At 47.1% G+C, this 21,519-nt stretch carries 13 protein-coding genes and 1 pseudogene; 13 read left to right on the top strand and 1 reads right to left on the bottom strand.

Annotation, left to right across the window (positions count from 1 at the left end):
- Positions 1–10: 10 nt before the first annotated feature.
- The 13 genes and pseudogenes from mshL (at position 11) to tldD (ending at position 19,565) form a co-directional block, all read left to right on the top strand.
- Complete coding sequence (gene mshL, locus H9L11_RS04715; protein ID WP_205391016.1) at positions 11–1,651, top strand: pilus (MSHA type) biogenesis protein MshL; 1,641 nt, start codon at positions 11–13, stop codon at positions 1,649–1,651.
- Between the two features lie 44 nt (positions 1,652–1,695).
- Positions 1,696–2,541, top strand: coding sequence for an AAA family ATPase (locus H9L11_RS04710; protein ID WP_205391015.1), 846 nt, complete (start codon positions 1,696–1,698; stop codon positions 2,539–2,541).
- Positions 2,538–3,632 carry a tetratricopeptide repeat protein gene (locus H9L11_RS04705; protein ID WP_173646021.1) on the top strand — a complete coding sequence of 365 codons (1,095 nt, stop codon included), beginning with the start codon at positions 2,538–2,540 and terminating at the stop codon, positions 3,630–3,632. The genes H9L11_RS04710 and H9L11_RS04705 overlap by 4 nt, the downstream gene beginning before the upstream one ends.
- Positions 3,629–5,053: pseudogene (locus H9L11_RS04700) on the top strand (ATPase, T2SS/T4P/T4SS family); the annotation flags it as partial. The gene H9L11_RS04705 and the pseudogene H9L11_RS04700, both read left to right, overlap by 4 nt.
- Positions 5,054–5,061: 8 nt before the next feature.
- Positions 5,062–8,577: a DUF6701 domain-containing protein gene (locus H9L11_RS04695; RefSeq protein WP_205391014.1), complete on the top strand. Its 3,516-nt coding sequence runs from the start codon at positions 5,062–5,064 to the stop codon at positions 8,575–8,577.
- Positions 8,578–8,728: 151 nt separating this feature from the next.
- The gene (locus H9L11_RS04690; RefSeq protein WP_005381144.1) at positions 8,729–9,772 is read left to right on the top strand and encodes a rod shape-determining protein; all 1,044 of its coding nucleotides are present in this window, start codon (positions 8,729–8,731) and stop codon (positions 9,770–9,772) included.
- A 150-nt stretch (positions 9,773–9,922) separates the two neighbouring features.
- Positions 9,923–10,819, top strand: a complete 897-nt coding sequence (gene mreC / locus H9L11_RS04685) for a rod shape-determining protein MreC (RefSeq protein WP_005381142.1) — start codon at positions 9,923–9,925, stop codon at positions 10,817–10,819.
- Positions 10,809–11,297, top strand: coding sequence for a rod shape-determining protein MreD (mreD, locus tag H9L11_RS04680; RefSeq protein ID WP_005381141.1), 489 nt, complete (start codon positions 10,809–10,811; stop codon positions 11,295–11,297). Before mreC ends, mreD begins: the two co-directional genes overlap by 11 nt.
- A gap of 4 nt (positions 11,298–11,301) precedes the next feature.
- A complete protein-coding gene (locus H9L11_RS04675) occupies positions 11,302–11,871 on the top strand; it encodes a Maf family protein (RefSeq protein ID WP_005381139.1) in 570 nt (189 codons plus the stop codon).
- Positions 11,872–11,889: 18 nt separating this feature from the next.
- On the top strand, positions 11,890–13,359 hold the full coding sequence (gene rng, locus H9L11_RS04670; protein WP_005381138.1) for a ribonuclease G: 1,470 nt from the start codon (positions 11,890–11,892) through the stop codon (positions 13,357–13,359).
- A gap of 12 nt (positions 13,360–13,371) precedes the next feature.
- Positions 13,372–17,253 (top strand): YhdP family protein, encoded by a 3,882-nt coding sequence (locus H9L11_RS04665; RefSeq protein WP_033907412.1) that lies wholly within the window; start codon positions 13,372–13,374, stop codon positions 17,251–17,253.
- A gap of 33 nt (positions 17,254–17,286) precedes the next feature.
- Positions 17,287–18,108: a carbon-nitrogen hydrolase family protein gene (locus H9L11_RS04660; protein ID WP_005381136.1), complete on the top strand. Its 822-nt coding sequence runs from the start codon at positions 17,287–17,289 to the stop codon at positions 18,106–18,108.
- 11 nt (positions 18,109–18,119) lie between these two features.
- A complete protein-coding gene (tldD, locus tag H9L11_RS04655) occupies positions 18,120–19,565 on the top strand; it encodes a metalloprotease TldD (RefSeq protein ID WP_005381134.1) in 1,446 nt (481 codons plus the stop codon).
- A 66-nt stretch (positions 19,566–19,631) separates the two neighbouring features.
- Here the strand turns inward: tldD and H9L11_RS04650 are convergent, their stop codons facing one another.
- Positions 19,632–21,008, bottom strand: coding sequence for a PhoH family protein (locus H9L11_RS04650; protein ID WP_005381133.1), 1,377 nt, complete (start codon positions 21,006–21,008; stop codon positions 19,632–19,634).
- Positions 21,009–21,519: the final 511 nt, after the last annotated feature.

The raw sequence follows: 21,519 nt of genomic DNA, 5'->3' as shown, positions 1-21,519 counted from the left end.
CCGATCAGATATGCGCAAATTAGTTGTAGGAATAACGATTGCTTCTTTAATGGGATGTTCAATGGGTCATCGGAATCCAGTGGAAGTTAAAGAAGCGCTCAATGAATCGATCAATCAAGCGAACAGCCGCACATTGGAAGAAATCCCTTCTTCTGTTGAGGCAGACTTGATGCCAAATTTAGACTCGAACGTTGCATCAGAGCAAGGCACCTCGAAGCGTTTTCGTATTCAGGCGAATGCGGTCGATGCAAGAAGCTTTTTCGCCTCATTAGTGAAAGGCACTGAGTACAGCGTGGCGATTCACCCATCGGTACAAGGTAATATCACCGTCAACTTGTCAGATGTGACATTGGATGAAGTTCTGAATGTCGTACAGAATATGTATGGCTATGACGTGGTGAAGTCTGGCAAAGTTATTCAAATCTACCCAGCAGGTATGCGTACGGTGACCATTCCAGTCGATTACCTGCAGTTCAAGCGTTCTGGTCGCTCATTAACCAGCATTGTTACGGGCTCTGTAACCTCGGCTGGTACGTCTAATTCTGGTGGTAGCTCAGACAGTTCTGACTCGTCAGACTCTAACAATGGAAACAACAACGATAGCTCGACCACATCTACGGGCGGTACACGCATCGAAACCATCACTGAAAGTGACTTCTGGCCGATGCTGCAGCAAGCTGTTGCGAATCTAATTGGTTCAGGCAAAGGGCAAAGTGTGGTTGTAACGCCACAAGCGGGAGTTATTACGGTTCGAGCATTTCCAGATGATATTCGCGAAGTACGCGAGTTCTTAGGTGTATCGCAGGAGCGCATGCAGCGCCAGGTCATTCTTGAAGCTAAAATCCTAGAAGTGACGTTGAATGATGGCTACCAACAAGGCATCAACTGGTCAAACTTATCGGCGTCAATTGGTAACTCGGGTAGTATCGTAGTCAACCGCCCTGAATCGGCATTACCATCATTGGATGCGATTGGCACGCTATTGGGCGGTCAAACTAACGTGACTATCTCTGATGGTAACTTCAATGCCGTGTTGAGCTTTATGTCTACGCAAGGTGACTTGAACGTCCTTTCGAGCCCTCGTATTACCGCTGCCAACAACCAAAAATCTGTCATCAAAGTGGGTACCGATGAGTACTTTGTTACCGAGCTATCGAGCAATGCAGGCAACGGTGAAAACTCAAATGCAGTTCCTGAAGTAGAACTGACGCCATTCTTCTCGGGTATTTCCCTCGATGTGACTCCGCAAATTGATAACAAAGGCAATGTGTTCCTGCATGTTCACCCCGCAGTTATTGAAGTCACGGAAGAAGTGAAGCAATTGAACTTGGGCGGAGATTTCCAAAACATCCAACTGCCATTAGCGAAAAGCTCTATTCGTGAATCAGACTCGGTTATTCGTGCTAAAGATGGCGATGTTGTGGTTATCGGCGGGTTGATGAAACAGCAAAATCGTGAGCTTGTTTCTAAAGTCCCATTTTTGGGCGATGTACCAGCACTGGGGCATTTGTTCCGCAACGTAAATAACGTAACTGAGAAAACAGAATTGGTCATCTTGCTAAAACCGACCGTAGTTGGCGTGAACTCTTGGCAGAAAGAGCTAGAGCGCTCTCGTGATCTGCTGCAAGAGTGGTTCCCAGATGCGCAATAAGCGCTGGGAAAGGTTCTGTTTTTCAAAAGGTTTGTGATTCGAGTATGTACTTGTCACACTTTGGATTCCGAGTTCAGCCTTTTTCGTTAACCCCAAATACAGAAATGTTCTTGGGGTTAGTCCCTCACTATGAGGCGATCCAAACCATCCTAGCTGCCGTGCAAATGGGAGAAGGGGTGATTAAGGTGACGGGAGAAGTCGGCACTGGAAAAACCATGGTATGCCGTAAGCTGATCGAGCAGATTGAATCTGAAGTTGAGCTTATTTACTTACCCAATCCAGTGTTGAATGGGGAACAGTTGGAGTTTGCTGTCGCCAGAGAGTTGGGTATCGAGAACGATGATCCGCTGCGTATCGTTTCCCTCATTCAAGAGCACTTGATTCAAGTACACTCCTTGGGAAAGAAAACCGTCTTGATCGTTGATGAAGCGCAAGCTCTTTCCCCACAAGCTTTAGAAACATTGCGTCTATTTGGCAACCTAGAAACGGAACAAGATAAGCTCATTCAATTGGTGTTATTCGGACAACCTGAGTTGGATGAAAGATTGGCTAACCATGAGCTAAGGCAGTTTCGTCAACGCATTACGTTTAGCTGCCAGTTACGTCCTCTCTCTATCGATGAAGGCGTGGCTTACATCAATAATCGTTTAGATAAAGCAGGTAATGGGGCACACATTTTTTCTATTGAACAGAAAAAAGCGATTTGGCGTTCATCCATGGGGATTCCGCGCTTGATAAACCAAATTAGCCACAAGTCGTTGCTTGCTGCATTTAATGAGCGTTGCACACTATTGAAAAATCATCACGTTTACGCCGCTATGCACGATACGTTTGATGCCCGTAAACCTAAGTTTAAAACACCCGTATTTTGGGGATGGAGTCAACCTTGAGTGCCATCAATAAAGCATTATCAGAACTTGCTGAAAAAACATCGCCGTCAGAGCTTACTCGTGCGGAGATTCCAAGTGTCTCACGCAGTAAACCTTGGCTTTGGCTTGTGGCCGGTTTTTCGTTAAGCCTTGCGGTCGGAAGCTGGGCGGTTTCTCGCGGTCCTGTCCCTTCAGGCGAGCTATCACAATTTCAAACCGATGCTATGCCATTGTCGTCTGTGAATGTCTCACCAATTGTTTCATCGGAGCGCACTCACTCGCCAACGAGTAAAATGACGCCCGATACAACTCAAGTGGTTTACACTAAACCAGCCACACAGCCGGTCGCGCAACAGCCTCACATGCAAGAGACTGATAGGTTCACGCCAAAATCTGAGATAAATATCGCCTCTGAAGATGAAGTTTTACTCGCGCAGTTAGCAACGATGCCGAGCGAGGAGCAATACGATCACGTAACCCGCACGACATCAGAAAACAGCTCAATGCGTATTGAGCAGGTTGAGCTTACACATCGTCAGCTTTCCCTTAAGGCTGTTAGTCGAGCGGAAAAGGCACTCGATGCTAACGATATGCAAACAGCGTTATCGGCTTATGCCGAGGCGTTGCGTTATGAGCCAATGAATGCAGACACGCGTCAAAAGTTATCAGCGTTGTACTTTGGTAAAGGTGACACGCGTAAAGCATATGAGATTATTCAAGAAGGCATCAACCTAGATACGAACAACCAAGTACTCCGCTTGGCCTTGTCTAAGTTGTTAGTGAAAGCTAATCAACCTGAAGCGGCGCTGAGCCCGCTTGTTCATTTGCCTCCAGTACCAAGTCGAGATTACTTGGCGATGCGTGCGGCATTGGCACAAAAACACAAGCAAAATGACATTGCGCTTGAGAGCTATCAACTCCTAACTCAGCGTGAGCCGGAAAACGCGCGCTGGTGGTTAGGTTTGGCTATTCAACAAGAGCGCGCCCTGGCTTTTACTGCCGCGATTCACTCTTACAACCAAGCTCTGGGTAAAGTTGGCATTTCGAATCAATCGCAAGCATTTATCCGTGACCGTTTGAGCATCTTGAAAGAGTTGGAGAGCGCACAATGAAAATTCAGTTGAGAAAACGCTTGGGCGATCTTCTGGTAGAGGAAGGTATCGTCTCTGAAGAACAAATCCAGCAAGCACTAAACGCACAACGCAGTACCGGGCAGAAGCTAGGGGATGCGTTAATTGACCTTGGTTTTATTACCGAAAAGCAGATGTTGGACTTCTTGTCTCAGCAGCTTGGCTTGCCACTGATCGATCTTGGTCGTGCGCCTGTGGATGCCGAAGCCGTGCAGATTCTACCTGAGGTACACGCACGTCGCTTACGTGCGATGGTCGTTGCTCGAAATGGGGACACACTGCGCGTTGCTATGAGTGACCCTGCGGACTTGTTCATCCAAGAATCATTGATGAACTTGTTGGGCCAATACAACCTTGAGTTCATTGTGGCTTCAGAGCGTCAGCTCATTTCAAGCTTTGACCGCTATTACCGCCGTACTAAAGAAATAGCCTCCTTTGCTGAGCAGCTGCATGAGGAGCATAAAGATGTACAAAGCTTTGATTACGGTATTGATGAAGCCGATAGTGAAGAGGTTACCGTTGTAAAGCTGGTTAATTCCATGTTTGAAGATGCGGTACAGGTTGGAGCTTCGGATATTCATATTGAGCCAGACGATCAAGTATTGCGTTTGCGCCAGCGTATTGATGGCGTATTGCATGAAACGCTCTTAAATGAAGTGAATATTGCATCGGCTTTGGTTCTTCGACTGAAGTTGATGGCACACCTAGATATTTCTGAAAAGCGCTTGCCACAAGATGGCCGATTCAATATCAAAGTTCGTGGCCAATCAATTGATATTCGTATGTCGACGTTACCAACGCAGTACGGAGAATCTGTGGTAATGCGTCTGCTTAACCAGTCCGCTGGTTTGCGTCCGTTAGAAGAGTCGGGCTTGCCGCCAGACTTGCTTGCTCGCTTGCGTCGACAGTTGGCGCGTCCGCACGGCATGATTTTGGTTACCGGGCCGACAGGTTCCGGTAAAACCACCACGCTTTACGGCGCATTGAGTGAGCTCAACGAACCTGGGAAAAAGATCATTACAGCAGAGGACCCGGTTGAATATCGTCTGCCTCGCATCACTCAGGTACAGGTTAACAGCAAGATCGATCTAACTTTCTCGCGTGTTCTTAGAACCTTTTTACGTCAAGACCCAGACATCATTCTTGTTGGTGAGATGCGTGACCAAGAGACGGTAGAAATTGGTCTGCGAGCTGCACTAACGGGTCACTTAGTATTGAGTACTCTCCACACCAACGATGCTGTCGACAGTGCGTTACGTATGATCGACATGGGTGCGCCGGGTTACTTGGTTGCTAGTGCAGTCAGAGCTGTGGTGGCGCAGCGTCTTGTGCGCCGAGTTTGCCCCGATTGTAAAACAGAAGACCACTTAGATGAGTCTCGCCAGCAGTGGTTAGCTGGGCGTTCATCAGCTTGAAGCGCGACCTTAAACGACTAAAGATTATTGAAAGTGCAAACAGTCAAAAGGTTGAGCTGAAGATCGCTGGTGAACGCAAAATAGAAGAGTTGGTTTACGAGTCTAAGTCCAATCTCTCACTATATTTGGCCGATAACACCAACCTGACAGTGAAAACTTTCAAAAATATAGGCGCCAAGCCGAAGCTGATTTTTGGTAGCAACGTTACCTGGAATGTGGTGGGTACGAATCAGACGCCCGGCTCGTATACCGGCAACAATGCTGATTTTAAACTCGAAGATGCCTATTTTGATTACCGTACCACACAAAGTGATTTGGTATTGCCGGTGATCTATGGGCCACAGGCGAGTGTGCATTTCAAAACCGCCACGTCACAACAGTTTAAAGGCTTTATTCTTGCCAAGAGCCTGGTGCTGGATACCGGCGAACAAATTTATGGTGCAGTCACAAGCCGTTGGCTTGATATGCGAGGCTCAACTCAAGTTGTCAAACCGGACTATCCGCAGCCGTGCTGGACGCCTCCTCAGCCTAAGCAGTGTAAGCCATTACCACCCGAAAACTTCGATAACGGCAGCCTGGCCAACTGGTCAGTGATGGGCTTTGAAAGCAGTACCCAGCCGCAGACGAACAATGGGCGTTTCAGGCTGAATGAAAGTATACGTCGTCAGGCCACGGCGTCGGCCTACAATTATGTCTTTCCATCGGCACAAAACTATTTGCAGATTGAGTTTGATCATTACGCCTTTGGTGGTGATGGTGCTGATGGTATAGCTCTGGTGCTGTCGGATGCCAATGTGCTGCCGAAAACCGGTGCCTTTGGCGGCCCGCTGGGCTACGGGATGAAGCTGCAGAAAAACCACAGCGAAGAAGTGACTAAAGACATTGAAGGCTTTGCTGGAGGTTGGCTAGGAATCGGTCTTGATGAATACGGTAACTATTACCGTACTGGTGGAGAGGTTGTTGATAAATATTCACCACGAAAACAGAACTTGATAGGTGTTCGTGGTCCCGGCTCCACGGACTCAAATGGTCAGTGGCTTAAGGGCTATAAATACATTAAGGGCTATGAACCTAGTCGAAAAGATCTGCCAGTTGAAGATATTGATGGTCCCCGCAGTGGCTTACATAAATACAGAATCGTGCTCAACTCACGTGAGTCAGGTAAATATTATCTCACGGTCGAAAGAAAAATAGATACAGGAGAATGGAAAACACTAATCGAGAAGTTTGATGTACTTCAGCAGGGCAGCTTTAATACGGTGCCAGAGAACTTCCGCCTTTCTGTCACCGCATCAACCGGTTGGTCGACCAATACTCATGAGATTGATAACTTCCAGGTATGTGCCGATGAGGCCATCCCACTGACCGAAGGCATCCACCACTTTGAGTTTGATTATTCGGGCTCAGGCAGCACTTGTCAGGCCTCTCAAGTGGAGCTGCGAGCGTGCATGAATGCGGACTGTAGCAAGCGCTATCCGCGCGACGCATACAATAACGGGATGCTTAAGCCACTCAATGTGACGCTGACGCCTTCGGCGGGGCATGACATTGCTAACTGGGTCGGTGGTACACAGGTAACTGTTCAAAACCAGAAGGAATTAGCGCTACAGGCTTCGGAATCTGGCACTATTACCATGGGCGTGGCCAGCAGCTCGGTACCGCAGTTTGGTTTTGAAGGTGCACGCTGTCGTATTAATGGCGGCGAGCTCTTGGCAGAGAACTGTGAGGTGACTTTCGTTAAGAATGTTTTAGCGGTCAACGTGGCCGATGTGGTGGCCAACCGCCAGAGCCAGGGTGAGGATCACTTGTCGTTCTGTTCTGCTCAGGCAGATGCGGACGGTGAGTCGCGCAACGTGAGAATGTCGATGGCGTATGAAGTTGCACCGGTTGATAAAACTCAGCCGGTGTCGATCTGGTACAAGAGAAAGGTCGGCAACAACACGGTCGACTGGACAAGTGAGCCAACTTTACTTAAGACACAAAGTATAGTGTTGAAAAATGTGTATTTTGACTCGCAGGGCAAGGCGTACTTTAAAATTAAGTATCCGGAAGCAGGTAAAGTGAAGCTCAATGCGAGCGTCGATGGTGTGGGCGATTCTGCTGGCTTTGCCAGCTTTGTCAGCTTCCCTGAGTATCTGAAGCTAACAGCAACCAAAGCGGATAAAAACGGTACCTGCACCAAGGCCATTTCTGGCTGTAGCAACAGTTTTGTTGCCGCTGGTGAGTTGTTTGACCTGACCGTGACCGCCTATCAGGCGGCGGATGAAAATACAGAAAAGGTCGCCAAAAACTACCAGGAGCCGGCCATTACCATCGCCAACAGCGTGAAATACCCGGCTGAGGGGGCGTCAGCCACGCTGTTGAATACCTCATTGCCGGAGGGGAGCAAATGGGCCAATGGTAAGGTGATGCTGCCGCAGTCGGTCTCGGAAGTCGGCGCATTTGAATTTAGCGTAGCTGCACCAGTTGCGAGTGATGAAAACGGCAAACCGCTGGGTACCTCAAGCTATTTAGGTAGTAGCGCGTTCAAAATTAAGGATGCAATAGCGACAATAGGTCGCTTCTATCCGGCTTACTTTAACGTTACGGAAACCAACTGGGACTATCCGGATAACCAGGGCGAGTCGGCCTACATGGGGCAGGCTTTCGATTCGGTAAGCTTTGCTGTGACCGCCTATAATGCCAGTGGCGGCGCGACACAAAACTACGGTTTGTTTGCTAGTGGATTAAAAGCCGATTTCTATCTGTCCGGTGAACATTCGGATCGCTTGAATATCGCGAATGCGGATCTCGGCGATAAAAACTGGAGCGGCGCGGTGTGGCGTAAGCAGTGGGATAATTCGGTTCAATGGAGCAAACCAATTTTGCCCGATGGGCCGTTTAACTCGAAAGTGGTGGCGGACAAATCTACCAGTACCACGATTAGCCTATCACTGAGCAATTCTGGTGGTAAAACCAGTAGCTATGTTGACCCGACATTATTCAGGTTTAAAAGTAGCGTTAACGGCAATGAACAATTGACTACCAGCGTGGCACAAGTGTTGCTGGCACAACCGGATGTGCGCTTTGGTCGCATCGCTCTTGATGATGTTGGTGGAAATCAGGGGGCGACCTTACATATTCCTCTAAGAATCGAATACTGGAATGGTAGCCGCTTTATCGCCAACCCTAATGACAATCAAACCGATGTGAAAGGTGTCACTGCCGCTGAAAGGCATATTTGGCCAACAGGTACTGATGCTGATCCTAAAGCGGTTACACTAGGAGCTGGTGGTGAAGTGTCTTCTGGTTCTTCTCGATCTGTTACTGCAACTCAAGCTGAACCATACCGTCAGCAAACACGCGTTTGGTTAGATCTTGATGATTCAAAAAATGGCTTACCTTGGCTCAAGTACAACTGGGACAATAAGAAAGCTGGTGAAGAAAACCCATCCTCCGTCGTCACCTTTGGTATTCATCGTGGTAACGATCGCGTGATTTACCGTGGTGAGCCAGGGTTAACCGGACAGTAACAACTTAGGTTTTTGCCCTTAAGTTAGGAAACTGCAAGAAATTGAGGCTTTCTGCTCATGTTTGTGTACCAATACCTTGCTGTGACAGCGAGGCATTGGTACATTTAGAGCAATTTTTGTCTTCTATATTTTTGCAGGATGAGCGAAGAGTATGTTTAAGAAACTTCGTGGCATGTTTTCTAACGATCTATCTATCGATTTAGGTACAGCCAACACTCTAATTTACGTAAAAGGGCAAGGTATTGTCCTTGATGAACCTTCTGTAGTTGCTATTCGTCAAGATCGTGTAGGTTCTGCAAAAAGCGTTGCTGCAGTCGGTCACGCAGCAAAACAGATGCTTGGTCGTACACCTGGCAACATTTCCGCTATCCGCCCAATGAAAGACGGCGTAATCGCTGACTTCTACGTAACCGAAAAAATGCTTCAGCACTTTATCAAGCAAGTGCACGATAACAGCATCCTAAAGCCAAGCCCACGTGTTCTTGTTTGTGTTCCTTGTGGTTCTACCCAAGTTGAGCGTCGCGCAATTCGTGAATCAGCACTTGGTGCTGGTGCCCGTGAAGTTTACCTAATCGACGAGCCAATGGCGGCGGCAATTGGTGCTGGTTTACGCGTATCTGAGCCGACAGGTTCAATGGTGGTCGATATCGGTGGTGGTACAACTGAAGTTGCCGTTATCTCTCTAAACGGTGTGGTTTACTCATCGTCTGTACGTATCGGTGGTGACCGCTTTGATGAAGCTGTGATCAACTACGTACGTCGTAACTACGGCAGCTTGATTGGTGAAGCAACGGCTGAAAAGATCAAACACGAAATCGGTTCTGCTTACCCAGGTGATGAAGTTCAAGAGATTGAAGTTCGCGGTCGTAACCTTGCAGAGGGTGTGCCACGAAGCTTTAGCTTGAACTCAAACGAGATCCTAGAAGCGCTTCAAGAGCCGCTATCTGGCATCGTATCAGCAGTCATGGTTGCACTAGAACAGTGCCCACCAGAGCTTGCTTCAGACATTTCTGAAAACGGTATGGTACTAACCGGTGGTGGTGCACTACTAAAAGACCTAGACCGTCTGCTAATGGAAGAAACTGGTATTCCTGTGGTTATCGCGGAAGATCCACTAACGTGTGTGGCTCGTGGTGGCGGTAAAGCTCTAGAAATGATCGACATGCACGGTGGCGATCTGTTCTCTGAAGAATAAAGGTTTAGGTGAAGCTCATGTCGGGCTTCACCTTCATTTCTGCTCTCTCTGTAATTCAAACATGCTCCATACCTAAAAGTATTTAGTTAAGTATTTTTAGGTTGCCAAGTAAGGCTCAATAATCATGGAAGCAATCAGGTCAAAAACAAGATGAAACCGATTTTCGGCAGAGGTCCGTCTCTGCAATTACGTCTGTTTTTTGCTGTCATCGTGTCGGCGAGCTTAATGCTGGCCGATAGTCGTCTAGATACGTTTTCCAACGTTCGATACCTACTAAACAGTATGGTTGCACCGATTCAGTACGCAGCGAATTTACCTCGTAGTATGTTCGATGGAGTATTTGAACGTTTTAATTCTCATCAGGCATTGGTTGAAGGCAATCGCAGCTTAAAGCGAGAAGTGCTACGCCTGAAAAGCGAGCTTATCTTGCTCGACCAATATAAAGAAGAAAACCAACGCTTACGTAAGTTGTTAGGATCTTCATTTGTCCGTGATGAAAAGAAAGTCGTGACAGAAGTAATGGCGGTTGATACTTCACCTTATCGTCATCAAGTGGTGATCGATAAAGGCCGTATTGATGGTGTTTACGTTGGTCAGCCTGTTATCAATGAGAAAGGCATCGTTGGTCAGGTCACGTTTGTCGCAGCGCACAACGCACGTGTTCTGCTGCTAACGGACGCGAAAAATGCAATTCCTGTCCAGGTGATCCGCAATGATATCCGAGTGATCGCATCGGGCAATGGTGAAATGGATGAAATCCAACTGGAGCACATTCCAACCAGCACAGATATTCAGGTTGGTGATTTATTGGTGACATCCGGTTTAGGTGGCATTTACCCTGAGGGATACCCAGTCGCGACGGTTACCAATGTGGATCACGATACGCGTCAAGAGTTCGCTTCAATCAAGGCTGAGCCGGTTGTGGAGTTTGATCGCTTACGCTACCTACTGCTGATTTGGCCGAATGAAGACCGTCAACACAAAGTACTGCGGTCCAATGTAGATGAAGGGTTAGAGCAAGAACAAGAGGTAACCGATGGCCAATAATGTATTGAGTAGCCGAATGGTGATTGGCGTCAGTTTCTTCGTTGCGCTGGTACTGCAAACCATTCCATGGCCAGGTGTGTTAGATGTGTTACGCCCTTCATGGTTGTTCCTTGTTACGTGTTATTGGGTGTTGGCACTACCGCACCGAGTGAACGTCGGAACTGCGCTAGTGTTGGGCTTATTATGGGATATCTTGATCGGCTCAACGCTTGGAATTCGTGGCATGATGATGTCGATCGTTATCTACCTCGTGGCGCTGAATTTCCTGTTGATTCGCAACATGGCTTTGTGGCAACAGTCGATTTTAATTGCCTTTTTTACTGCGTTATTGGAAGTTTTGATATTCTGTGGGGAATATTTGAACCAGGACGTAGTATTTAATCCATTATCTCTGTGGACGGCGGCAATAAACTGTATACTTTGGCCATGGATGTTTTTATTAATGCGACGAGTTCGTCGTGCATGGCACGTAAGGTAAAGCGGTGAAGAAAAGCTTATCTCTCGTTCTCGCATCGGGTTCTCCGAGAAGAAAAGAGCTGCTTGCTCAACTGGGTTATGATTTTGAGATCGTATTGCCTGATATTGAGGAAGCCAAACAGGCTCATGAGCAAGCACGAGATTACGTGTTGCGTCTTTCTTTGGAAAAAGCTCAGGCAGGCTTAGCGTTGGCTAAGCCTGATTCCGTTGTATTGGGCTCTGATACGGTCGTAGTATGCGATGACCGTGTGCTAGAAAAACCAAAAAGTTTTGAAGATTCAAAGCGTATGCTTACTGACTTATCGGGTCGTCGCCATCAAGTGATGACTGCGGTGAGCGTTGTATCATCGGAACAACAACATTCAGTGGTCGTTACCACTGACGTGTGGTTCAAACCACTGACTCACGAAGAAATCGAACAATATTGGCAGTCAGGAGAGCCATGCGATAAAGCTGGAAGTTATGGTATTCAGGGACTCGGAGGGCGATTTGTCACCCGAATCGAAGGCAGTTATCACGCTGTAGTAGGCTTACCTTTGTTCGAAACCGATCAGCTAATTCAAGAATTTTTATAATTGTTTTGAGGTGTGCACATGAGTGCAGAATTGCTGCTTAACGTGACCCCGAGTGAAACTCGTGTGGCCATGATTGAAGGTGGAGTACTACAAGAAATACATATCGAGCGCGAATCGCGTCGCGGTATTGTGGGCAATATATACAAAGGCAAAGTAAGCCGAGTGTTACCAGGCATGCAGGCGGCTTTCGTCGACATTGGTTTAGATAAAGCGGCGTTTTTACATGCGTCAGATATTGTTCCTCATACCGAATGTGTGGCAGAAAACGAAAAACAGCAGTTTCAAGTCCGTGATATCTCTGAGCTGGTACGCCAGGGACAAGACATTGTTGTGCAAGTGGTCAAAGATCCGCTCGGCACAAAAGGTGCGCGTTTAACGACGGATATCACCTTACCTTCGCGTTATCTTGTTTTTATGCCGGGGGCCAGCCATGTCGGTGTTTCGCAGCGTATTGAAAGTGAAAAAGAGCGCGAGCGTTTGAAAAAGGTGGTGAACCATTACTGCGATGAGCACGGTGGTTTTATCATTCGTACCGCGGCAGAAGGCGCTGATGAAAAAGAGCTCTCTCAAGATGCGGCATTTCTAAAGCGTTTGTGGCTAAAAGTCATGGAGCGTCGCTCAAAATACAAAACGCGTTCAACACTTTACGGTGAACTCGGCTTAGCTCAACGCATTCTGCGTGACTTTGTTGGCACAGAGCTCGATAAGATCATGGTCGACTCCCGCCTTGAATATGAAAACCTGAAAGAATTCACTTCTGAGTATGTACCGGAGTTAACAGATAAGCTTGAGCTTTACGAAGGTGACAAGCCAATCTTTGACATGTACGACACCGAAAACGAAATTCAGCGTTCTTTAGAGCGCAAGGTCGAGCTAAAATCGGGCGGCTATTTGATCATCGATCAAACCGAAGCCATGACCACCATCGATATCAACACGGGTGCATTTGTTGGTCGTCGTAATCTCGAAGAGACTATCTTCAATACCAATATAGAGGCAACGCAAGCTATTGCGCGTCAGCTACGTTTACGTAACCTCGGCGGTATCATCATTATTGATTTTATCGATATGGCATCCGAAGAGCATCGTCAGCGAGTACTTACCTCACTGGAAACGGCGCTGGCGAAAGACCGAGTAAAAACCAACATCAACGGCTTTACCCAGCTTGGCTTAGTTGAAATGACGCGTAAGCGCACGCGAGAAAGTATTGAACATATCTTGTGTTCTGGCTGTCCTACTTGTGAAGGCCGTGGCAGCGTGAAAACGGTCGAAACCGTATGCTTTGAGATATTACGCGAGATTACTCGTGTGAACCGTGCTTACGACGCCGATAATTTTGTCGTGTACGCATCGCCGTTTGTTGCTGAAGCGCTATTGGGCGATGAGTCTCATGCGTTGGCTGAGCTCGAAGTATTTATTGGCAAGCAAGTGCGAGTTCAGGCTGAACCCCTGTACATTCAGGAACAGTTTGACGTCGTAATGATGTAATTTGGAACATTTGTGAATTCTGGTGTTAACCGTTTTGGGCGTTTTTGTGCGTGGAGTTTAGTTACTGTATTGGTGTTATTAGCCATATTAGTAACCACGCTTCGCGTCACACTGCCGCAACTTAACCATTTCCAAGATGAGATCAAAACCTGGGTCAAACAAGGCACAGGTTTTGACGTTTCTATTGCCAATGTCGCAGGGACGTGGCGCAATAATCATCCCTCAATTGCGTTACTGGGTTTAGAGGCAAATCTACCAAACGTGCAAGATGCACGCTTCGCTGTTGAAGAAGTCCAAATTGAGTTCGACCTTATTCAATCTCTTTTTCAACTTAAACCTGTAGTTGCAGACCTTACCATTCATAACCTCGCTTTAGACATTCACACGGTAGACATTCTGCCGACTTCTCATCGTCAAGATCCGAAGCCTGAAGTGGATAAGAGCGAAGTGAAACTCATTGACCAACTCGACTCACTTCTTTTACGTCAGTTCGAAGACTTCACTATTAGCGATTCACGGATTTGGTATAAGTCGGTGTCTGGTGAAACTCGCCGTTTAGATATTGAGCAGCTTCGTTGGAGCAATCAAGGGAAACGTCACGTAGCCGAAGGCACGGTTAGCATTGCCGATGTTCGCCTGAACTCATTGTTAGTAAGCGCTAACTTTAAAGATCATGGCTCGTTGCGCGATGTATCTGGTGAGTTTTACGTGAGTGCTCAAGATGTCTCGGTCACACCTTGGCTGACCACTTACATGCAAGAAGAGTCAGGAGCAGAGTCGGGTAAAGTCAGCTTAAATACTTGGCTAACGCTCAAACATAGCCAACCGCATGATGCTTATGTTGAATTGCTGCCTTCCGAGTTGGTGTGGAATGAAGATGGACATCATGAGCTGTTTATTGAGTCTGGAATTTTCAATCTTCGACCAGATAAACAAGGCTGGAAAGTAAATGGCCACTCACTTCAGATCAGAACCGATAATACCCCTTGGCCAGAGCTAGACGTCGCGTTTGATTGGCAACCAAACGGCTGGATGCTTAATCTCTCTCAACTCGACATTGAAGCACTCATTCCGCTCATTAAGCTGGCTCCAGAGTCAGAGTCGACCAGTGACCTTATTAACAAACTAGCACCGAAAGGTCGGGTCGAAGATGTCCGATTGTCAATGAACGGTGGTTTAGACACCTTACGCTACTCGGCTGAACTGGATGAACTCGCGATGACACAATGGGAGCTCCTACCCGGGTTTCATCACGTACAGGGCAGCGTATCGGGGGATGTGAATCAAGCTAAAGCAAGAGTCACCGTCATTGATGATGTCTTTCCGTACGGCGATGTATTCCAAGCTCCGCTGAATATCAAACAAGGTGAAGTCGATATTATCTGGCAGCAAGATGATGCGGGTTGGCGTTTGTGGGCGGATAAAGTGACGGCAGCAACGCCTGATCTTCAAGTCTTGGGGGCATTCCGTCTTGATTTTCCAAAAGAACAAAGCCCATTTTTATCGTTCTATGCCGAAGCGGATCTCTACAACGCGGGTGAGACATGGCGCTATCTACCGACTCTGGCACTTGGACAAGACTTGACCGACTATCTTTCGACCGCGATTCAGGGCGGTAAAGTGAACACAGCGAAATTGTTGTGGTATGGCGAGTTAGGTGATTTTCCTTACAAAGAACATAATGGCATGTTCCAAGCTTGGGTTGGATTAAAAGACGCGAAATTTAGCTTTGATACGGCATGGCCAACCATCACGGATTTGCAGCTAGACTTGCTGTTTGAAAATGATGCCATGTATTTGGATTCAAAATCAGCCACACTAAATGGCGTTCATGCCAAGCGTATCACTGGGCGAATCCCTGAGTTGGCAGAAGGTGGACACATCGAGATTGAAGCGAAAGCAAGCGCGCCGGGTAATGAAGTCCGTGACTACATGATGGCGACGCCATTAGTGGATTCAGTCGGTGCCGCATTGACAGCGCTGCAAGTGAGTGGGCCCGTTTACTCTGAGTTTCAACTCAACATACCGTTTGATTTTGAGAAAGAGTCTCGCGCTTGGGGTTATGCAGATTTAACAGAAAATCGTGTTGATATTGAAGCGCCGCCAATGACGCTTGAAAACGCCACAGGGCGCATCACCTTCGACAATGATGTGGTTACCACATCGGGTTTGTCGGCCGAATTATTACAACAGCCTATCTCTCTTGATTTCCATGGAGAGAGTGCGGAGCAAGGCTACAACGTGACAATTAATACATTAGGAGATTGGGATGTCGAGCCTCTCAAACCCTATGTCGGTGAGCGTTGGTTAAACCTTGTTTCTGGCCATGCGCCGTGGCAAATGGACATTGACTTGCAACTCAATGATGTTGGTTTCACTTATCAGCTTGAAGTGCTGGCGCAACTAAATCGTCTGGCTAGTCAATATCCTTATCCTTTAGCGAAAAAAATTGGTGAGTCTGGGCAAGCGAAACTGCAAGCATCCGGCAACCAAGAGAGTATTTCAGCAAGACTACAGATCCCAAATGTGAAGTATCAAACTGAGATAGATATCGCTGGCGATGTCCCGGTTCTGACTGCGACTCATTTAATGGTTGGCAAAGGTGGCTTCCGGATTAGTCCTATTGTCGGGCACGATGCTTCGGTGCGTGTCGAAGAACTGAATTTAGACCAATGGGCTGAGCTTGCGCAGGTCTCTGAGAGCAAGCCTTCATCGTCTGTTTTGGCAAGCATGAAAACGCCGACCATTCCATTGCCGACACGCATTGAAGTTGAAACGCCAAACTTACAGCTCGGTGGGATTGAGTTTCATGATGTGGATTTTTCAGCAAGCAAGAAAAATTTGAGTTGGCAACTCGATGTGGACAGTCAAGAGGTTAAAGGGAAAGCTAACTATCTGAAACCCTATGATCTATCGGTCTCTCTAGAGCACTTGCATCTGTACATCCCAGGGTTTGAAGAGATGACCAAAGAGCGCAGTTCAATCTTTGCGAGTGAAGATCAAAACGCACCTTTGATTACCAATTTTGACCGCAAGTTTCACGCTGAGATGCCAAACTTAACTTTGAACATTGATGATTTTTGGCTGCAAGGCTACAAAGTGGGCAAAGTGAATGTTGATTTGCAGCGTCGCCAGAACCGCTTGGAGTGGAAAAATATCACCTTTAGTAGCGGCAAAAACCGCATTGATATGAGTGGTTGGTGGGACCTGACGAAAGAGAGTAGTCATTCCAACTTAACCATGAAAATGAAAGGTGATAACAACACCGATCTTATGGAGCGCTTTGGTATTACATCAGGCATTCAACAAGCACCATTTGAGATCAATGCCAATATGGAATGGGACGGCGCACCTTGGTCAATGAAGACACAAACCTTGCAAGGAAACGTCTCAACGGAATTTGGTAAAGGCGTGATCAGTGAAGTTAGTGGTGCGGCACGCTTGTTAGGCTTGTTTAGCTTGGATTCTATCATCCGTAAGATGCAGCTCGACTTTACCGACGTATTCGATAAAGGCATGGCATTCAACTCGATCACGGGAACGGGCAAAATCCAAGACGGTGTGTTTATCACCAATGATATCGTAATGGATGCGTTAGCAGGGGAAATGCAAATCCGCGGCATCGCTAATATGAACAGCAGAATGGTTGATGCGGAAGTGAAATTCACACCAGACATCACATCAGGCCTACCAATGCTGACCGCGTTTGCCGTTGCGCCTCAAACTGCTTTGTATGTCTTGGCCATCTCTACGGTGATATCTCCGGTGGTTGAGGTCTTCACTCAAGTCAATTATGAAGTGAAAGGCCCACTAGATTCACCAACGGTGAAAGAAATTTCGCGAAGTAAAGGTGAATATAAGCTGCCAGAAAAACTGCGTGAACAGGCCAAATAACTCACCGAATATAATGGAATAGGGAGGAAACACATGGAGCGTGTTGGCATTATTCAAATGACTTCGGGTCCGGATATTAACGCGAATTTGGACTTCATTGAAAAACAGTGTGCTTTAGCGAGCAAGCAAGGTGCCAAACTTGTTCTTACTCCTGAAAATACAGTGCTATTTTCCAGTCGCGAAGCTTATCATCAACATGCAGAGCCACTTGGCAGTGGCATGATTCAACAGCGGCTCTGTGAAATCGCTAGAAAGAACCAGTTAACGCTAATTGTCGGAAGCATGCCCATTCAAACCGCAAAAGGTGTCACCACCACAACACTTGTATTTCCGCCGCACGGTAAATGCATTGCTCACTATGACAAACTGCATATGTTTGATGTCGACGTAGCCGATGGTTATGGTAGTTATCGTGAGTCGGATACGTTTATGGCGGGTAATCAAATAGTCGTTGCGGAAACTGATATCGGCAGTGTTGGATTGAGTATTTGTTATGATTTACGTTTCCCAGAACTTTATAAAGTATTGCGTCAAGAAGGGGCGGATATCATTGTGGTGCCCGCTGCGTTTACCGCTGTGACGGGGCAAGCTCACTGGGAAGTATTATTGCGAGCTAGAGCGATTGAGACACAATGTTGGATTTTGGCAAGCGGACAAACTGGAACGCATCCATGTGGACGAAAAACATGGGGACACTCAATGGTCGTTGACCCTTGGGGACGTATCCATAAACAGCTTCAGGATGAAGTAGGTTTATTGGTGACTGAGATAGATTTGTCACAAAGCCAACAAGTAAGGCAGAATATGCCGCTGACTCAACACAGTCGCTTTCAAAATGAATTGAGACGGAAATAAAAGAGCTAACTATGAGCACAAACCAAATAGAACAGGCACTCCTTGCCCCAAATGGTCTGACAGAACAAGACATTGCTGACACGCTTGCCAGCATTGCGACGCGCCAGATCGATTATGCGGACATTTACTTTCAGTCCAGCTGGCATGAGTCTCTGGTTCTAGAAGACAGCATCATCAAAGATGGCTCTTTTAACATTGATTGTGGTGTTGGTGTCCGTGCAGTAACTGGCGAGAAAACAGGCTTTGCCTACTCTGATCAAATCCAGCCTGAAGGCCTGAAGCAGAGTGCAATGGCGGCGCGCGGTATTGCTCAGCAAGGGCAAAATGGCAAAGTCCAAGCGTTTAAACGCACCGAAAACCAAGCGTACTACGCGGCTGTGAATCCACTAGCTGAATGGGAAAAGCAGCAAAAAACAGAATTACTCAAATCTCTAGATGCTTACATCCGCACTAAAGAACCATTGATTAAAGAAGTTTCGATCAGCATCAGCGGTGTGCATGAGCAGATGCTTGTTGCGGCAACAGACGGTACTTATGCAGGCGATATTCGTCCTTTGGTGCGTTTGTCTATTAGCGTGCTCGCACAAAAAGGTGAACGACGTGAACGCGGTAGTGCTGGTGGCGGCGGCCGTTTCGGTTACGATTTCTTTTTAACGGAAAGCAATGGTGTGAAACAAGCTTTTCATTACGCAGACGAAGCGATTCGCATGGCGTTAATCAACCTTGAAGCAGAAGCAGCACCAGCTGGCATGATGCCAGTGGTATTGGGTTCTGGCTGGCCTGGCGTGTTGCTACACGAAGCGGTAGGTCATGGCCTAGAAGGTGATTTTAACCGGAAGGAATCTTCGGTTTTCTCTGGCAAAATGGGTCAACAAGTGACGTCTTCGCTGTGTACCATCGTCGATGACGGCACGTTAAAAGACCTTCGTGGTTCACTGAATGTGGATGATGAAGGGGTAAACGGTCAGTACAACACGCTTATCGAAAATGGTGTGCTGAAAGGTTACATGCAAGACAAGCTAAACGCGCGGTTAATGGGTGTGAACCCAACAGGTAACGGTCGTCGTGAGTCTTATGCACATTTACCAATGCCGCGTATGACCAACACCTACATGCTACCAGGTGAACATACGCCAGAAGAAATAATCTCGACGGTCGAGAAAGGGTTGTATGCGCCAAACTTTGGTGGCGGCCAGGTGGACATTACTTCGGGTAAGTTTGTGTTCTCTGCATCCGAAGCATACTTGATTGAAAACGGTAAAATTACGCGCCCTGTTAAAGGTGCGACGTTGATTGGCTCAGGTATCGAAGCAATGCAGCAAGTCTCTATGGTCGGTAACGACCTAAGTATCGACAAGGGCGTTGGCGTATGTGGTAAAGCAGGTCAAAGTGTGCCAGTTGGTGTTGGTCAGCCGACCTTGAAGCTGGACTCACTGACAGTGGGTGGCACTGAGTAACTCAGTCGAATCGTTATAAAAAGAGCGCTCATTAGAGCGCTCTTTTGCTTTGCGAGTCGGTGTCAATTACAGGTTTTCTTCAGCAAATTCCGCCAAGCGGCTACGAACCACGCCGTTGAGGTGAATATTTGCGCTGCCTTCAAAGTTCTTGAAGCGCTCAACCATGTACGTCAATCCTGATGTCACTGGGGTGAGGTAATGAGAGTCAATCTGCGCCAAGTTACCGGAGCAGACGATTTTGGTTCCTTCACCACAGCGGGTAATGATGGTTTTGATTTGTGATGCAGTGAGGTTTTGACACTCATCAAGCAGTACAAACGCATTTTGAATCGAACGGCCACGCATAAAGTTGATCGATTTAAATTGAATGTTGGCTTTATCGCAGATGTACTTCAATGAGCCTTCAGTGCAGTGATCGTGTTTATGTAGTGCTTCCAAGGTATCGGTCACCGCCGCTAACCACGGCATCATTTTCTCCTCTTCGGATCCGGGTAAGAAGCCGATGGATTCACCGATATCTGGCGTGTTACGTGTTACGATAATTTTATCGAACATGCTTTTTTCAATGGTTTGTTCCAATGCTGCAGCCATTGCCAGTAATGTCTTACCACTACCCGCCGCACCCGTTAGAATCACCAAGTCAATTTCTGGATCGAGTAAGGCATCTAACGCCATTCCCTGGTAGATATTTTTAGGTGTGATGTCCCAAGCCTTGCGATGCATTAGGCGTTCGCGGCTCAGGTCGAGAAGCGTTAACTTGTCTTCATTGATGGTTTCTACGCGACCAGCAAAGTCACTGTCTTCATCAATAACGTATTGGTTGATAAAGGTTGGGTCGAAGGGTTCGCGACTGAGTTTATGGTAAGTTTTTCCACCCAGTGCATAGCTTTCTACTTCCTCAATACCGCTCCAGAAATCACCTTCACGCAATTGAAAGCCCTTGGTTAGGTATTGAATGTCGTCAATCAGTTGGTCGGTTCTATAATCCTCAACAAAGCGTACACCAGCCCCTTTGGCTCGCAGACGCATGTTGATGTCTTTCGTGATCAGTACCACTTCGCGTGGTGCACGTTTATTTTGCAGATAAAGCACCGCGTTGAGAATACGGTTGTCACCGGCTTTGTCGGCGAAGGCTTTGACGGTTTCCTGCAGTTCAAAATCCGCCAAAATGGAAATAGTACCTTGGTCGGGGTTGTCTTTAGAAACAGGAATGCCTTCAGAGATTTCATCTGGCGTTGCTTCTTTAAACAAATCTTCCAAGGTGCGAATAGCCACGCGCGCATCTCTTGCAACGTCGCGCTTACTGTCTTTGATTCGGTCGAGTTCTTCCAACACGGTCATGGGGATAACGACATCGTGTTCTTGGAAAGAGAAGATGGCAAAGGGTTCATGAAGAAGAATGTTGGTATCGAGTACAAACAGTTTCCGATCGGTATCGCCCATAGCGTCTCCTTGCCGTAGTACGGCTCTGCATGCGAGTTGTTAGGTCGTTTCCAAATAGGTGTGAAGTGACCTAACTCTGATTGCTTGCAATAGAGGTTGTCGGGCTGATGTCGGCTAGTGTGCAACCGAGTAGCAAGACAACTTACTGCAAACCCGTGTTGATCCTAATCGTGTACTAACGCGCTTAAATCATATGCAATGGTTTTAAACGCCCCTCATTAGAAGTATACGTAATATTTACGTTCTACAACTTAATAATTGGCATGAGTATTTTACAATTTGATTGCATTTAGAGTTTGGGAAAAAAAGTTTCTGCTTGGTGCGGTTTCGGCGTGACCTAAATCACAGCTTCAAGTAAGATTAGCGACCTTTTTCTGCGTATAGGCTACGTCCGATTTATCATGTTGAGCTGGCTTAAAAAATACTCAGTTCATACTGAAATGACGAATGCTATCGGCATAGCAGAAGCCAGAATCAGATCTAAACTATTATCCATGCCCACGGGCATGAG

The organism is Vibrio sp. sp1, assembly GCF_016920955.1.
Lineage (GTDB): Bacteria > Pseudomonadota > Gammaproteobacteria > Enterobacterales > Vibrionaceae > Vibrio > Vibrio alginolyticus.
Note: the sequence above shows the minus strand (reverse complement) of the source record. Positions and strands in the feature narration are given on the sequence as shown.

Coding starts and splice junctions, on each gene's coding strand:
- rng (WP_005381138.1), top strand. CDS start 11,890: ATGAGTGCAGAATTGCTGCTTAACGTGACCCCGAGTGAAACTCGTGTG.
- H9L11_RS04690 (WP_005381144.1), top strand. CDS start 8,729: ATGTTTAAGAAACTTCGTGGCATGTTTTCTAACGATCTATCTATCGAT.
- H9L11_RS04650 (WP_005381133.1), bottom strand. CDS start 21,008: ATGGGCGATACCGATCGGAAACTGTTTGTACTCGATACCAACATTCTT.
- mreD (WP_005381141.1), top strand. CDS start 10,809: ATGGCCAATAATGTATTGAGTAGCCGAATGGTGATTGGCGTCAGTTTC.
- mreC (WP_005381142.1), top strand. CDS start 9,923: ATGAAACCGATTTTCGGCAGAGGTCCGTCTCTGCAATTACGTCTGTTT.
- tldD (WP_005381134.1), top strand. CDS start 18,120: ATGAGCACAAACCAAATAGAACAGGCACTCCTTGCCCCAAATGGTCTG.
- H9L11_RS04710 (WP_205391015.1), top strand. CDS start 1,696: ATGTACTTGTCACACTTTGGATTCCGAGTTCAGCCTTTTTCGTTAACC.
- mshL (WP_205391016.1), top strand. CDS start 11: ATGCGCAAATTAGTTGTAGGAATAACGATTGCTTCTTTAATGGGATGT.
- H9L11_RS04660 (WP_005381136.1), top strand. CDS start 17,287: ATGGAGCGTGTTGGCATTATTCAAATGACTTCGGGTCCGGATATTAAC.